This window comes from Pseudomonas sp. CNPSo 3701, from assembly GCF_028674975.1.
Classification (GTDB): Bacteria; Pseudomonadota; Gammaproteobacteria; order Pseudomonadales; family Pseudomonadaceae; genus Aquipseudomonas; species Aquipseudomonas straminea.
The window spans coordinates 357,553-371,426 of record NZ_JAQZSI010000001.1 but is presented as its reverse complement, the minus strand read 5'-3'; the positions used below and the strand labels follow the sequence as shown (position 1 = coordinate 371,426).

The following is a 13,874-nucleotide window of genomic DNA, read 5'->3' as shown; positions in this document are numbered from 1 at the left end:
CGTGAAGGTGATTCGGGTTCACTGCGCCTTGGGCACGTACTCGGCGCTCACGTAGGGCGAGTAGTCCGGCAGGACGGCGGGAATGCGCTTCTGTTCCTTGAGGAACTCGGCAGTGCGCGCAGTGGCCTTGGCGGTACCACCGCCCAACAGCTCGGCGCTCACCTGCTGCTGCGCATCGGGATAGGTCGAGCCGGCCAGCAACTCGGGAACATCGGCAGCATTGGCGCCGATCAGCTTGGCGATCTTTTTGGCCTGCTCGGAATCGGCCGTCCACTTGGCGGCGTTGGCCTGGTAGTCGGCAAAGGCGTCCAGGGTCACGCCGGCGAACTCGGCGAGCACCTCGGGGTGCTTCTCGGCGAAGTCCTTGCGAGCGACCCACACCTCGAAGGTGGGCGCGCCCCACTTGCCGACTTCGGCGGCATCGGTCAGCACCTTGCCGCTGCGCTTGATCTCGCCCAGGGCCGGCGACCAGACGAAGGCGCCGTCGATGTCACCGCGCTTCCAGGCCGCGTTGATCTCGGCGGGGTTGAGGTTGACGATCTTCAACTTGCTCGGGTCGATGTTCCAGTGCTTGAGGGCACCGAGCAGGCTGTAGTGGGACGTGGACACGAACGGCGTGGCGATGGTCTTGCCAACCAGTTGCTCGGGTGTGTCGATGCCGCTGCCGTTACGCACCACCAGCGCCTCGGCGGCGTTGATCTGCGCCGCTACCAGAAAGGTCACCAGCGGCAGCTTTCGCGAAGTGGCGGCGGCCAACGGGCTGGAGCCGAGATTGCCGATCTGCACGTCGCCGGAGGCCAGGGCGGTCACCACTTCGGGGCCGGAATTGAAGCGTCGCCAGTCGAGCTTCTCGCCGATGGCTTTCTCGTAGGCACCGTCGGCCTGGGCGACCTTGGACGGGTCGACACCGGTTTGGTAGCCGATGACGATATCGGCCGCCTGGGCCTGCAGGCTGGTGGCAGCCACGACGGCGAGCAGCAGGGTCTTCAAGGCATGTTTCATCAGCAACTCCTCGCAATGGGCACCGAGCCATCCCGGCTGCCTGCGCCTCGGCGGCGCTGTTGCGAGAAATTTATGGTTATAAAAAATATCCTTCCAATAACATTTAATGATTAGCTTAGAGCCGCCTGTCACAGCCGTGAGCCAGAGCGGCAGCGCTTGCACAAGGCAATGCCGGTTACAGCAAAATGCGCCGATGGCCGGACCTCGATCACCCGGTCGCCAGCCACTTGGGATTGCCGTTTGCAGGCAGTAGAATCCGCCGTTTTTCCAGGCGATCACAACCATGCAACCAGGTGACTCCCCGCGTAACGGCGAACTGATCTACGGCCTCGAAGACCGCCCGCGCCCGCTGGTGGCCATCCTCGCCGCCCTGCAGCATCTGCTGGCGATCATCGTGCCGATCGTCACGCCGGGCCTGCTGATCTGCCAGGCGCTGGGCGTGTCGGCCCGCGACACCAACCTGATCGTGTCCATGAGCCTGGTGATTTCCGGCATCGCCACCTACGTGCAATGCCGCCGCTTCGGGCCGCTGGGTGCGGGCCTGCTGGTGGTGCAGGGCACCAGCTTCAACTTCGTCGGCCCACTGATCGCCGGTGGCGCGCTGATGGTCAAGCAGGGCACGCCGGTGGAAGGCGTGATGGCGGCGATCTTCGGCGTGGTGATCGCCGGCTCGTTCGTGGAGATCGGCATCTCGCGCATCCTGCCGTTCGTGAAGAAGCTGATCACACCACTGGTCACCGGCATCGTAGTGCTGATGATCGGCCTGACGCTGATCAAGGTCGGCCTGATCAGCATGGGCGGCGGCTACGGCGCCATGGCGGGTGGCACCTTCGCCAACGGCGAGAACCTGCTGCTGTCCGGCGTGGTGTTGGCGGTGATCGTGGTGCTCAACCGCATCCCGGTGGTGTGGCTGCGCAGTTGCGCCATCGTCATCGCCCTGCTGGTCGGCTATGCGCTGGCCGGCTACCTGGGCCGCCTGGACTTCACCGGCATGCATCAGGCCGAGTTGTTCCAGGTGCCGACGCCGCTGCACTTCGGCCTGGGCTTCTCGTGGAGCCTGTTCATCCCGATGCTGGTGATCTACCTGGTGACGTCCCTGGAAGCCATCGGCGATGTGACCGCCACCAGCAAGGTATCCGGCCAGCCGGTGGAAGGCCCGGTGTGGATGCAACGCATCAAGGGCGGCGTGCTGGTCAATGGCGTCAACTCGCTGCTGGCCGGCGTGTTCAATACCTTTCCCAGCTCGGTCTTCGCCCAGAACAACGGGGTGATTCAGCTCACCGGCATCGCCAGCCGCCACATCGGCGTGTGGATCGCTCTGGTGCTGGTGATTCTCGGCCTGTTCCCGGCAGTCGCCGGCGTGATCCAGGCCGTGCCCGAGCCGGTACTCGGCGGCGCGGCGATGGTCATGTTCGGCGCCGTGGCGGCGTCTGGCATCAACATCCTCGCCGGTATCGAGCTGGATCGCCGCGCGCTGCTGATCATCGCCGTATCCCTGGCCCTTGGCCTCGGCGTTTCCCAAGTCCCGGAGTTCCTCGCTCACATGCCGGCGGCGCTGCGCAATGTGCTGGAATCCGGCGTAGCCACCGGCGGCATCTGCGCGCTGGTACTCAACTGGTTCCTTCCGGCAAGCCCGGCCAAGACGGATGCGGCCTAGATGCTCAGAAGCATGAAAAAAGGCCGCTGATGCGGCCTTTTTTCATGCTGATGCCAGCGGGTTAGCGGCGCGCCCAGGTTTCGAACGAATGCGCAGGCGCCACGTCGGTGGCGGCCTGCTCGTCGCACTCGACGCGCTGCCACTGTGCTTCGTCGAAGGCCGGGAACAAAGCGTCGCCCTCAGGCTGCAGCGCCACGCGGGTCAGATACAGGCGATTGGCAACGGGCAGCGCTTGCTCATAAAGCTGGGCACCGCCGATCAGCATCACTTCATCGACGCCCTGCTCGCGGGCCCAAGCTTCGGCGCGCTGGTGCGCGGCCTCGACGCTGGTGAACACTTCCGCGCCTTCGAGTTGCAGGCCGGCCTGGCGGCTGACCACCAGATTAAGGCGCCCCGGTAACGGCCGGCCGAGAGAGTCCCAAGTCTTGCGGCCCATGATGATCGGCTTGCCGAGGGTCTTGGCCTTGAAGTGCTTGAGGTCCGCCGGCAAGTGCCAGGGCAGTTGATTGTCGCGGCCAATCACGCGGTTTTCGGCGAGGGCGGCGATCAGGCAGAGGGGGAGTCGATTCGTCATGGCGGCGAGCATAGCAGAGGGCCGCGTCAGGTCGCATGACTTGCTGCATTGTCATGCGCGCGCCATGGTTGCTGTTGCAGGCTAACCCTTCAAATCGCCAGGAAGCTCTCTCCATGCCGACCCACCAGCCCCGCGCGCTGCTGCTCAGCGCCCTGCTCGCCCTGCCCTTCACCGCCAGTGCGGAACAACCGACGGCCCCCGCCGCCAAGCGCGCCGACGACGGCAAGCCACTGGTCATCGCCCATCGCGGCGCCAGCGGTTATCTGCCCGAACACACCCTGGCCGCCTATGCGGTCGCGGTGCTGCAGGGCGCGGACTACATCGAGCCCGACCTGGTGATGAGCAAGGACGGCCAGCTGTTCGCCCGCCACGACAACGAACTGGGTTTGACCACCGACGTGGCCAGGCACCCGGAGTTCGCCGACCGCAAACGCAAGCAGCGTATCGATGGGGTCGAGCTCGATGGCTGGTTCAGCGAGGACTTTACCGCCGCCGAACTGAAACGCCTGCGCGCCATCGAACGCATCCCCGATATTCGCCCGGGCAATACGCGCCTGGATGGCCAGTTCGAGATCCCGACCCTGCAGGAAATCATCGACCTGGTGAAGGCGCTGCAGGTCAGCCAGGGCCGCGAGATCGGCCTGTATATCGAGACCAAGCACCCTGCACACTTCCAACAGCTCGGGCTGGCCATGGAGAAACCTCTGGTCGAGGCGCTGGCCCGAAATGGCTACCGCGATGCCAAGGCGCCGGTGTATCTCCAGTCGTTCGAAGTGAGCAATCTCAAGGCGTTGCGCAAGCTCAGCTCGCTGCGCCTGGTGCAGTTGTACGGCAATGGCCAGCCACAGGATCAGGTCGAGTTGGGTAATCCGCTGACCTACGCGCAGATGGCCAAACCTGCTGGATTGAAGGCAGTGGCCGAGTACGCCAACGGCGTCGGCCCGGACAAGGGATACGTGATCCCACGCCAACCAGACGGCAGCCTGGGTGAGCCGACACGCTTCGTCGCCGACGCCCACGCCGCCGGCCTGGTGGTGCATCCCTACACCTTCCGCGCCGAAAACCAGTTCCTGCCTACCGATCTGCAACGGGGCAGCGACCCGGCTGCGCGTGGCGACATCGACGCCGAGCTGCGTGCTTTCCTGGCTACGGGCATCGATGGCCTGTTCATCGATCAGCCGGATATCGCCGTGCGCCTGCGCGACGCCGCCAGCCGGTAACTGCGAGCTGTTGTCATTCACCACGCAGCGGGTATGCTCCCGGAGACTGACACTCACCGGGAGATCGCGTGTCCCTACCCAAGCTGCAACGCCTCTGGCTCTGCGAGGCCGTGCGCCTGCGCGAAGAACATGCCGGCCTGCTCGAAGACAGCGAAGCCAACCGCCGTGCCCAGGTAGCCGGCGGCGACCTGGCCGCCCGCATCGAACACCGCGCCCTGCACCTGGCCGAACGCGACGGTCAGGTACAGGCGCAGCGCCACTGGCTGCAAGGCGCGCGCCTGGCCCTGCTGCTGCTCGGCCTGCTGGCCCTGGCCAGTGGCGCCGGCCTGGCGGTAGCGGCCCTGGGTGACGGGCAGACGCCGGTCAACGTGTTCTGGGCCCTGGGCAGCCTGCTCGGCCTGCATGTTCTGATGCTGCTGGGCTGGTTGCTCGGCCTGCTGTTCGGCGGCGGCCATGGCGCGGTGCTCGGCCGCCTGTGGCTGTGGCTCAGCGAGAAGCTGGCCCGCGATGCCAGCGCAATGCATACCGGCCCGGCCCTGGTTCTGCTGCTGCGCCGCCAGCGCCTCAATCGCTGGCTGGTCGGCATGGCCGTACACGGCCTGTGGCTGGTGGCGTTGACTACCGCCCTGGTGATGCTGCTGGCGCTGCTGTCCACCCGCCGCTATGGCTTCGTGTGGGAAACCACCCTGCTCGGCGGCGACACCTTCGTTGCCCTGACCCAGGCCCTGGGTGCAGTGCCTGGCCTGCTCGGTTTTCCCGTGCCCGATGCCGCCACCATCCGCGCCAGCGGCGACAGCCCGCTGCCCCTGGAGGCGGCTCGCCATGCCTGGGCCGGCTGGCTGATCGGCGTGCTGGTGATCTACGGGCTGCTGCCGCGCCTGCTGCTGGGCCTGGTGTGCCTGGTGCGTTGGCGAGCCGGCACGGCCAGGCTGACCCTGGACCTGTCGCAACCCGGCTACGACCTGTTGCGTGACCGCCTGCAGCCCAACAGCGAACGCCTGGGCGTATGCGATGCCGAGCCGGCGCAGCTTTATCAGGTGCAGTCCGCCGCTGGCGTCGACACCAGCAGCGGTGCGCTGCTGGTCGCCATCGAACTGGATGACCGCCGCCCCTGGCCGCCGGCGCTGCCCAAGTCGGTGGCCGACGCCGGGATCATCGACAACCGCGAACAGCGCCGGCAATTGCTCGACCAGCTGACCCGCTTTCCGCCGGCACGCCTGGCCATCGCCTGCGACCCCCGGCGCTCGCCGGATCGCGGCAGCCTGGCACTGCTCGCCGAACTGGCTGGTTGCGCCGGCCAAACCCGCATCTGGCTGCTGCAGCCGCCCCAGGGCGAAACGCTCGACAGCGAGCGCCTTGGCGACTGGCACAAGGCGCTGGACGACTTGCAGTTAGCCCACCGCGGCAGCTCGCCGCTGACCTGGCTGGAGACCGGCCATGACTGAAGAGAACCGCTGGATGGATAGCAGTCTTTTCATCCGCCGTGCAACTGTAGAGCGCGGTGGATGGGTGAAGCGTCATCCGCCCTACGCCGGCCATAGGCATCGCTTAGAAACCGCCCGCTTGCGGCGAGCCTTGGGAGGCCACAGACCATGACCCAGGCCCTTAAACTCGCCGTGGTCGGCCACACCAACGTCGGCAAGACCTCGCTGCTGCGCACCCTGACCCGTGACGTCGGCTTTGGCGAGGTGTCCCATCGCCCCAGCACCACCCGTCACGTCGAAGGCGCGCGCCTGTCGGTAGACGGCGAGCCGCTGCTGGAGCTCTACGACACACCCGGCCTGGAAGATGCCATCGCCCTGCTCGACTACCTCGAGGGTCTGGACCGCCCAGGCGAGCGCCTCGACGGCCCGGCGCGGCTGGCGCGTTTAATGGAAGGCAGCGAGGCGCGCCAGCGCTTCGAACAGGAAGCCAAGGTGCTACGTCAGTTGCAGGCCTCCGACGCCGGCCTGTACGTGATCGATGCCCGCGAGCCGGTGCTGGCCAAGTACCGCGACGAGCTGAACGTGCTGGCCATGTGTGGCCGCCCGCTGCTGCCGGTGCTGAATTTCGTGGCCAGCGCCAACCACCGCGAAGATGACTGGCGCGAAGCCCTGGCGCGCCTGGGGTTGCACGCCCTGGTGCGTTTCGACAGCGTGGCGCCGCCGCTCGATGGTGAGCGCCGGCTGTACGAGAGCCTGGCGTTGATGCACGAGAAATCGCGCCTGCAACTGCAACGGCTGATCGACGATCACGAAGCCCAGCGGGTAGCCCGCCACCGCAGCGCCAAGCGGCTGATCGCCGAGCTGCTGGTCGACTGCGCCGCCTGCCGGCGTAGCGTCGCCAACCAGCCGGAGCTGGAAAAAAACGCCATCGAGGATTTGCGCGCCCAGGTGCGCCAGCGTGAACAGCGCTGCGTGGAAGCCCTGCTGCGCCTGTATGCCTTTCGCCGCGAAGACGCGCGCGCCGACGATCTGCCCCTGCTGGACGGTCGCTGGGGCGACGACCTGTTCAACCCGGAAACCATCAAGCAACTGGGCATTCGCCTGGGGGGCGGCGCGGCTGCCGGGGCAGCAGCCGGGGCGGGCGTGGATCTGCTGGTCGGCGGCCTGACCCTGGGCACCGCGGCACTGGCCGGCGCACTGCTCGGCGGCGGCGCGCAGACCCTGCGCAACTACGGCGCGCGCCTCAAGGGCAAGCTGCAGGGCCAGCGCGAGCTGACCGTCGACGACGCCGTGCTGCGCCTGCTCGCCCTGCGCCAGGAGCACTTGCTGGCCGCTCTGGACCAACGTGGCCACGCGGCCGTCGAAGCGGTGCGCCTCGGCGCCCTGCAGGACAGCCAATGGCGCGAAGGCAAGCTGCCGGGCGCCCTGCGCGTCGCCCGCGCACGGCCGGAGTGGTCGTCGCTGAACCCGGGAGCCAGGGTCGATCAGGTCGAACGCCAGGAACAGGTCGAACGCCTGGCTCGGGAAATCGGCTCGATGCCGACTGCGAAATGAGCCTGTGCAGCGAACTGGCCGCCATCCTCGAACGCGAACTGCGCTTGGGCAACAGTCTCGGCCAGGCGCCCCATCGCGCCGGCTGGCCGCAGGCGGACTCACTGTTCGCCGCCCTGCGCCAGGACTTCAAGAGCGACCTGAGCCAGTTGCCGCCGTCGCTACGACACGGCCACTGCAACGACCCGCACTACGGCTGGTACGAAGAACTCTACTGCCGTGATCACCACCACCTGCTGGTCGCCGGCGTGCCCAAACCCGGCCGCCGCTGAACCCGAGTACGCCCGATGCCCATCGCCAACCTGTTCCATGACAGCCAACCGCCCGCCCAGGGCGAGCGCTTCGACACCCTGCTCAGCCATCGCAACCTGCAGATCGAACGGATCCTCAGCTCGTCGCGGATCGAATCGGTGGACTACGTGCAGGAGCAAGATGAATGAGTACTACTGGCCCGAGGCGAGGCGAGCATGACGATTGCCGGAGAACCCATCGAACTGACTGCCGGCGATCACTTGTTCCTGGCAGCCGGCACGCCACACCGGGTGGAGCGCACCAGCGAAGGCGCCCTGTGGCTGGCCATCCATTTGCACTCCAGCAACCCGTAGCCCGGGTTGAGCGCAGCGATACCCGGATTTTTTCATACCCTTGCTCAGGGGGTTGCACCTTTGGCTAACCCGGGCTACAGAGCCGAGGCCACAGGTAGACTCAGACTGTGGGAGCGCGCCATGCGCGCGACAATTGGCGGGCCCAATCCCGGAGGGTGGAAGACGCTTCCCTCTTCTGCCACAAAATAACCACCACGACTCAGCGCCTGAGCAGACTTGTCCACAACGTAGCCGCGACGATCAGAAAGCCGCCGATCCACGCCTGCACGCTCAATTGCTCGCTGAGCCAGAGCACCGCGAACAGCGCGCCGAACAGCGGCTCGCTGCCCATCAACAGCGACACCCGGGTCGGGCTGCTGCGCCGCAGCGCGTAGTTCTGCACGAAGAATGCGAACAGCGTGGCGAACAGAACCAAGTACAGCGTGCCGATCCAGAACGCCGGGGCTGTCGGCAAGGCAGGCAAGCCGCCTGGCAGGATGATCGCCCCGAGCAACAGGCAGCCGAAACCGATCACTCCGGTCTGTACCGCGGTCAGCGCCAGGGCCGGCACCTGGGTGTGTGCGGTCAGCCGGCCGGTCAGGCATACCAGCACGGCGCGCAGCAACGCCGCCAGCAGCATCAGGCCATCGCCGAGATTGAACTGCAGGTCGACGCCGCCGCTGAGCAGCCAGGTGCCGAACAACGACAGCGCGACGGCCGGCAGCAGCCGCGAGTCGGGACGGCGGTCGAACATCAGCCATTCCACGAACGGCGTGATGACCACGCACAGGCTGATCAGAAAGGCGGCATTGCTCGCCGAGGTGTGCAGCACGCCGTAGGTTTCGCACAGGAAGATCGCCAGCATCACGCCGCCCAGCGGGATGCCGGGTGCCCAGGCCTGGCGCCCCTCGCCGCGCAGCTGTGGCAGCAGGATCACGAAGGTCAGGCAGAAACGCACGGCGAGAAAGCCCAGCACCGGGTAGAACACCAGCGCCTCCTTGGCCACGCCGTAGCTGGTGCCCCAGACCATGGCGACCAGCAACAGGAGCACATCACTGGCCTGCAGCAGGCGCGAGGGGGAACGGCTAACCAAGGTAGACATGTGGGTACTTCCTGCAATCGGTGAGGAGCGCATTGTCCATTGCGTCCCTGAGCGTGATAATCCGCCAACCCCGAACAAGACCTGTTCTCCATGCGCACGAATCTAACCCCGCAGCTGCTTCCCTATCTGGCCATCTTCGTACGCGTGGTCGAGGCCGGCAGTTTCTCTGCCGCGGCCCGCCAGCAGGGCAGCACGGCGTCGGCAGTGAGCCGACAGATCGCCCATCTCGAGCAGACGCTCGGCGTTCGTCTGCTCGAGCGCACCACACGGCGCCTGCGCATGAGCGAAGCGGGCAGCGAAGTCTTCGAGCGCTGCAAGGACATGCTCGACGCCGCCCAGGCCGCCCTCGATGTTGGTGAGCGGCTGATGAGCCAACCGCGCGGCCGGGTGCGTCTGAGCGTGCCAAAGGCCTTTGGACGTTTCCTGGTCATGCCGCTGATTCAGGATTTTCTGCAGCGCTACCCGGAGGTGGACGTCAGCCTCAACCTCAGCGATCGCAGCCCGGATCTGATCAGCGAGCAGTTCGACCTGCTGGTGAGCATCACCGACCAGCCGCCACCGACTCTCGCGGGTCGGCCGCTGTGCAATGTCCAACAGTTGCTGTGTGCAAGCCCCACCTATCTGCAGCGCCACGGCACGCCCCAGCATCCGAGCGAACTGGTGCGCCATGCCTGCCTGTACCTAGACGAAACCCCGGACGACCACCGCTGGCACTTCAGCAACGGGCCGGAGCAATGCGTGGTGACGGTGGGCGGCCGCTTCGCCAGCAACCACAGCGAAGTGCGCCTGAACGCCGTGCTCGGCCACCTGGGCATCACCTGCCTGCCGCACTTCACCGCCGCCGCGGCACTGGCCAGCGGCGAGCTGGTAAGGGTACTGCCGCAATGGCGCTACACCGGCTCGTACCAGGGCACCGCGTGGATTCTCTATCACCCCACCCGCCACCTGCCGCCCAAACTGCGGGTGCTGATCGATCACCTGGCCGAGGGGCTAGGCAAGGGCCCATCGCGATGACCCGGCTCTGGCAGTGGCTGAAACGGCGGCGCCTGGAACGGCAGCCGGTGGATACCGCCAAGTACATCACGCTGGAGAACATCGATACGCAGGTGGGCAACCGCCTGCTGGAAACCCTCAAGGCCGAGGGTTGGCGGCAGGTCGAGCAATACAGCCCGCTGGCGTTCGACAAGGGCATCGATTACGACAGCTATCGCCTGCGCCGTGGCCTGGATGAGCTGAGGCTGGAGTGGGACAACTGGTTCGAGTGGAAGCTCAGCGGCCCTGCAGAGCTCGTCGAAGAGATCGCCGAGCGTTTTTCGTTACCCAAGTGAGCGATTGCATTCCCGGGTTACGCCTTCGGCTAACCCAGGCTACGAGGTTATTCGAACGTAGCCCGGGTTGAGCGAAGCGATCCCCGGGAAATGCATCAGACCGCCACCGGCGCCTTGATATGCGGGTGCGCTTCGTAGCCGACCAGCTCGAAGTCCTCGAACGTGAAGGCGAACAGGTCCGTCACTTCGGGGTTGAGCTTCATGGTCGGCAGGGGCAGCGGTTCGCGGGTCAGCTGCAGATCGGCCTGTTCCAGATGGTTGGCGTACAGATGGCAGTCGCCGCCGGTCCAGATGAACTCGCCCGGCTGCAGACCACAGACCTGCGCGACCATCAGGGTCAGCAGCGCATAGCTGGCGATATTGAAGGGCACGCCGAGGAAGATATCGGCCGAACGCTGGTACAGCTGGCAGCTCAGCTTGCCGTCCGCCACGTAGAACTGGAACAGCGCGTGGCACGGCGGCAGGGCCATCTGCTCGACCAGGGCCGGGTTCCAGGCCGAAACGATCAGGCGGCGCGAGTCCGGGTTCTTCCTGATCATCTCGATCAGCTTGCTGATCTGGTCGACCGACTCGCCATTGGGCGCCGGCCAGTTGCGCCACTGGTAGCCGTAAACCGGGCCGAGATCGCCGTTCTCGTCGGCCCACTCGTCCCAGATGCGTACGCCGTTGTCCTTCAGGTACTTGATGTTGGTGTCGCCCTGCAGGAACCACAGCAACTCGTGGATGATCGACTTGAGGTGGCACTTCTTGGTGGTCACCAGGGGAAAGCCGTCAGCCAGGTCGAAGCGCATCTGGTGAGCAAACACGCTGTAGGTGCCGGTGCCGGTGCGGTCTTCCTTGAAAGTACCGTTGTCGCGCACGTGGCGCATCAGGTCGAGATACTGTTTCATCGGGCCACCTCCACAGCAGCTTGGCGCTTGTAGGCGTAGACCATCAGGCCCAGGCCGGCGAGGACCATCGGCACGCACAGCACCTGCCCCATGGTCAGCCAGCCCCAGGCCAGGTAACCGAGCTGGGCGTCCGGCACGCGCACGAACTCGACGATGAAACGGAAGATGCCGTAGCACACCGCGAACAGCCCGGAGACGGCCATGGTCGGCCGCGGCTTGCGCGAGTAGATCCACAGGATGACGAACAGCGCCACGCCTTCCAGGGCGAACTGGTACAGCTGCGACGGGTGACGCGGCAGCGGCCCGCCAGTCGGGAACACCATGGCCCACGGCACGTCGCTGACCTTGCCCCACAGCTCGGCATTGATGAAGTTGCCGATGCGCCCGGCGCCCAGGCCGATCGGCACCAGCGGCGCGATGAAGTCCATCAGCTCGAAGAAGCTCTTGCCGTTGCGCCGGGCGAACCACAGGGTGGCCAGCATCACGCCGATCAGGCCGCCGTGGAACGACATGCCACCCTTCCATACTTCCAGGATCAGCAGTGGGTTGGCGATATACGCCGGCAGGTCGTAGAACAATACGTAACCCAGGCGGCCACCGACGATCACACCCATGGCCACCCAGAACACCAGGTCGGAGAGCTTCTCCTTGCTCCAGGTCGGGTCGAAGGCGTGCAGCCGCCGCGAGGCGAGGAACCAGGCACCGCCGATGCCCACCAGGTACATCAGGCCGTACCAGTGGATCTGCAGGAAGCCCAGGTCGAGAGCGACCGGGTCAATATTCGGGTAAGGCAGCATCAGGATTCCTCACAACAGAAAATTCAGGCCGACGATAAACAGCAACAGGGCGAACAACCGCTTGAGCACCCGCGGCGACAGGCGATGGGCCAGCCGCGCGCCGGTACGGGCGAAGAACACGCTGGTCAGCGCGATGCCGAGCAGCGCCGGCAGGTACACGTAACCCAGGCTCCAGTGAGGCAGACGCGCGTCGCCCCAACCCAGCCACAAGTAACTCAGGGCGCCGGCGGCAGCAATCGGCCAGCCACAGGCCGACGAGGTCGCTACCGCCTGCTGCACGGACACGCCGCGCCAGGTCAGGAACGGTACGGTCAGCGAACCGCCGCCGATACCGATGATCGCCGAGGCCCAGCCGATCACGCCACCGGCAGCGCTCAGCCCCGCCTTGCCCGGCACCTCGCGGCTGGCCTTGGGTTTCAGATCCAGTGCCAACTGCAGCGCCACGCACAGGGCGAACACACCGATGATCTTCTGCAGCACCAGGCCGTCGATGGAATCAGCCGTCAGCGCACCGAGTGCCGAGCCCAGCACGATGCCCACGGTCAGCCAGACGAAAAGCCCCCAGCGCACCGCACCGCGGCTATGGTGCTCGCGCACGGCATTGACCGAGGTGAACAGGATGGTCGCCAGCGAGGTGCCCACCGCCATGTGGGTCAGCACGGATGCATCGAACCCCTGGGCAGTGAAGGCGAAGATCAGCACCGGCACGATGACCATGCCGCCACCGACGCCGAACAACCCGGCCAGCAGGCCTGCGGCGGCACCGAGCAGGATGTAGAGAAGGAAGATCATGGTGTGCTCTGTGAAGCGATGCGGCATGGTAGCGGAAGCAGCCCCCAGCCTCTAGTTTTGGCGATGGATGCCACACGATGCTTTGCGTAGAGTGGGGGCTCTCCCAGACAGCGAACCGCACCGTGGCCAATACCTTTTACCTGTATCTGAGCACCTGCAAAGCGGCCCCGCGCGAAAATCGCAGGCGTATATCCGCATGTGCCTGATCGCTCTCGCCTGGCGACCCGGTCACGCCCTGCCGCTGCTGGTTGCCGCCAACCGCGATGAATTCCATGCCCGCCCGACCGCCACCATGGCCGAATGGTCGGATGCGCCGGGCGTGATCGCCGGGCGCGACCTGCAGGCGGGCGGCACCTGGCTGGGCATCGGTCCTGGCGGTCGCTTTGCCGCCCTCACCAATATCCGTGACCCGCAGGCCCAGCAAGGTTCGCGCTCGCGCGGCGAGCTGCCGCTGCGCTTTCTGCAGACGACCCTGGGGCCTGAGGTCTTTCTTGAAAAGCTGCAAAGCAAGGCGGATGAGTACAGCAGTTTCAACCTGCTGATCGGTGACCGTCAGGCGCTGTGGCATTTCAATTCGCAGAGCGGTCAGGCCACGGCGCTGGCGCCTGGTATCCATGGTGTTTCCAACGCGGGATTGAATACACCCTGGCCAAAGCTCGAACGCGCCAAGGCGGCGCTTGCCGCCACGCTGCCGGCTCCGGATGAGCAGGCGCTGTTCGCACTGCTGGCCGACGCTAAAAAGCCCGAGGATGCGGCGTTGCCAGCTACCGGCGTGGGGATGGAGCTGGAGCGACTGCTCGGTAGCGTATTTATCGCCAGCCCGACCTATGGCACCCGCGCCAGCACATTGCTGTTCGAGTATGGCGATGGGAGGCGGCGGATCATCGAGCGCAGTTTTGGGGCTGAGGGAAGGCCGATTGGTGAGATGCGGTTCGAGCGATAGGCCGGCGCTT

At 66.0% G+C, this 13,874-nt stretch carries 16 protein-coding genes; 10 read left to right on the top strand and 6 right to left on the bottom strand.

What is annotated here, in order from left to right:
* Positions 1–18: 18 nt before the first annotated feature.
* A complete protein-coding gene (gene tauA / locus PVA39_RS01655; RefSeq protein WP_443200928.1) occupies positions 19–1,002 on the bottom strand; it encodes a taurine ABC transporter substrate-binding protein in 984 nt (327 codons plus the stop codon).
* Between the two features lie 283 nt (positions 1,003–1,285).
* On the opposite strand from tauA, the gene PVA39_RS01650 reads away from it, so the two are divergent.
* On the top strand, positions 1,286–2,659 hold the full coding sequence (locus PVA39_RS01650; protein WP_443200927.1) for a uracil-xanthine permease family protein: 1,374 nt from the start codon (positions 1,286–1,288) through the stop codon (positions 2,657–2,659).
* Positions 2,660–2,720: 61 nt separating this feature from the next.
* On the opposite strand, the gene PVA39_RS01645 is transcribed toward PVA39_RS01650, so the two are convergent.
* Positions 2,721–3,245 carry a dihydrofolate reductase gene (locus PVA39_RS01645; RefSeq protein WP_274122520.1) on the bottom strand — a complete coding sequence of 175 codons (525 nt, stop codon included), beginning with the start codon at positions 3,243–3,245 and terminating at the stop codon, positions 2,721–2,723.
* Between the two features lie 101 nt (positions 3,246–3,346).
* Here PVA39_RS01645 and PVA39_RS01640 point away from each other — a divergent pair, with 101 nt between their 5' ends.
* The 6 genes from PVA39_RS01640 (at position 3,347) to PVA39_RS01615 (ending at position 8,033) form a co-directional block, all read left to right on the top strand.
* Positions 3,347–4,453 (top strand): glycerophosphodiester phosphodiesterase, encoded by a 1,107-nt coding sequence (locus PVA39_RS01640; RefSeq protein WP_274122519.1) that lies wholly within the window; start codon positions 3,347–3,349, stop codon positions 4,451–4,453.
* A gap of 68 nt (positions 4,454–4,521) precedes the next feature.
* Positions 4,522–5,898: a DUF2868 domain-containing protein gene (locus tag PVA39_RS01635; protein ID WP_274122518.1), complete on the top strand. Its 1,377-nt coding sequence runs from the start codon at positions 4,522–4,524 to the stop codon at positions 5,896–5,898.
* A 147-nt stretch (positions 5,899–6,045) separates the two neighbouring features.
* Entirely contained in the window at positions 6,046–7,431 is a 1,386-nt protein-coding gene (locus PVA39_RS01630) for a GTPase/DUF3482 domain-containing protein (RefSeq protein WP_274122516.1), read from the top strand.
* Complete coding sequence (locus PVA39_RS01625) at positions 7,428–7,700, top strand: hypothetical protein (RefSeq protein ID WP_274122515.1); 273 nt, start codon at positions 7,428–7,430, stop codon at positions 7,698–7,700. Before PVA39_RS01630 ends, PVA39_RS01625 begins: the two co-directional genes overlap by 4 nt.
* A 15-nt stretch (positions 7,701–7,715) precedes the next feature.
* Positions 7,716–7,868 carry a hypothetical protein gene (locus tag PVA39_RS01620; protein WP_274122514.1) on the top strand — a complete coding sequence of 51 codons (153 nt, stop codon included), beginning with the start codon at positions 7,716–7,718 and terminating at the stop codon, positions 7,866–7,868.
* 6 nt (positions 7,869–7,874) lie between these two features.
* Complete coding sequence (locus tag PVA39_RS01615) at positions 7,875–8,033, top strand: cupin domain-containing protein (protein WP_274123400.1); 159 nt, start codon at positions 7,875–7,877, stop codon at positions 8,031–8,033.
* Positions 8,034–8,232: 199 nt separating this feature from the next.
* On the opposite strand, the gene PVA39_RS01610 is transcribed toward PVA39_RS01615, so the two are convergent.
* Positions 8,233–9,114 (bottom strand): DMT family transporter, encoded by an 882-nt coding sequence (locus tag PVA39_RS01610; RefSeq protein WP_274122513.1) that lies wholly within the window; start codon positions 9,112–9,114, stop codon positions 8,233–8,235.
* A 90-nt stretch (positions 9,115–9,204) separates the two neighbouring features.
* Here PVA39_RS01610 and PVA39_RS01605 point away from each other — a divergent pair, with 90 nt between their 5' ends.
* Together PVA39_RS01605 and PVA39_RS01600 are read left to right on the top strand one after the other, a co-directional pair.
* Complete coding sequence (locus PVA39_RS01605; protein WP_274122512.1) at positions 9,205–10,128, top strand: LysR family transcriptional regulator; 924 nt, start codon at positions 9,205–9,207, stop codon at positions 10,126–10,128.
* Positions 10,125–10,442 carry a hypothetical protein gene (locus PVA39_RS01600; RefSeq protein ID WP_274122511.1) on the top strand — a complete coding sequence of 106 codons (318 nt, stop codon included), beginning with the start codon at positions 10,125–10,127 and terminating at the stop codon, positions 10,440–10,442. Before PVA39_RS01605 ends, PVA39_RS01600 begins: the two co-directional genes overlap by 4 nt.
* A 95-nt stretch (positions 10,443–10,537) precedes the next feature.
* Here PVA39_RS01600 and PVA39_RS01595 read toward each other — a convergent pair whose 3' ends face one another.
* From PVA39_RS01595 to PVA39_RS01585, 3 genes are read right to left on the bottom strand one after another with little or no spacing between them, the layout of a single operon-like run.
* The gene (locus PVA39_RS01595; protein WP_274122510.1) at positions 10,538–11,332 is read right to left on the bottom strand and encodes a thymidylate synthase; all 795 of its coding nucleotides are present in this window, start codon (positions 11,330–11,332) and stop codon (positions 10,538–10,540) included.
* Positions 11,329–12,129 (bottom strand): prolipoprotein diacylglyceryl transferase, encoded by an 801-nt coding sequence (gene lgt, locus PVA39_RS01590; protein WP_147176319.1) that lies wholly within the window; start codon positions 12,127–12,129, stop codon positions 11,329–11,331. Before lgt ends, PVA39_RS01595 begins: the two co-directional genes overlap by 4 nt.
* A 9-nt stretch (positions 12,130–12,138) precedes the next feature.
* Positions 12,139–12,921, bottom strand: coding sequence for a sulfite exporter TauE/SafE family protein (locus PVA39_RS01585; protein WP_274122509.1), 783 nt, complete (start codon positions 12,919–12,921; stop codon positions 12,139–12,141).
* Positions 12,922–13,117: 196 nt separating this feature from the next.
* On the opposite strand from PVA39_RS01585, the gene PVA39_RS01580 reads away from it, so the two are divergent.
* Entirely contained in the window at positions 13,118–13,864 is a 747-nt protein-coding gene (locus PVA39_RS01580) for an NRDE family protein (protein WP_274123398.1), read from the top strand.
* Positions 13,865–13,874: the final 10 nt, after the last annotated feature.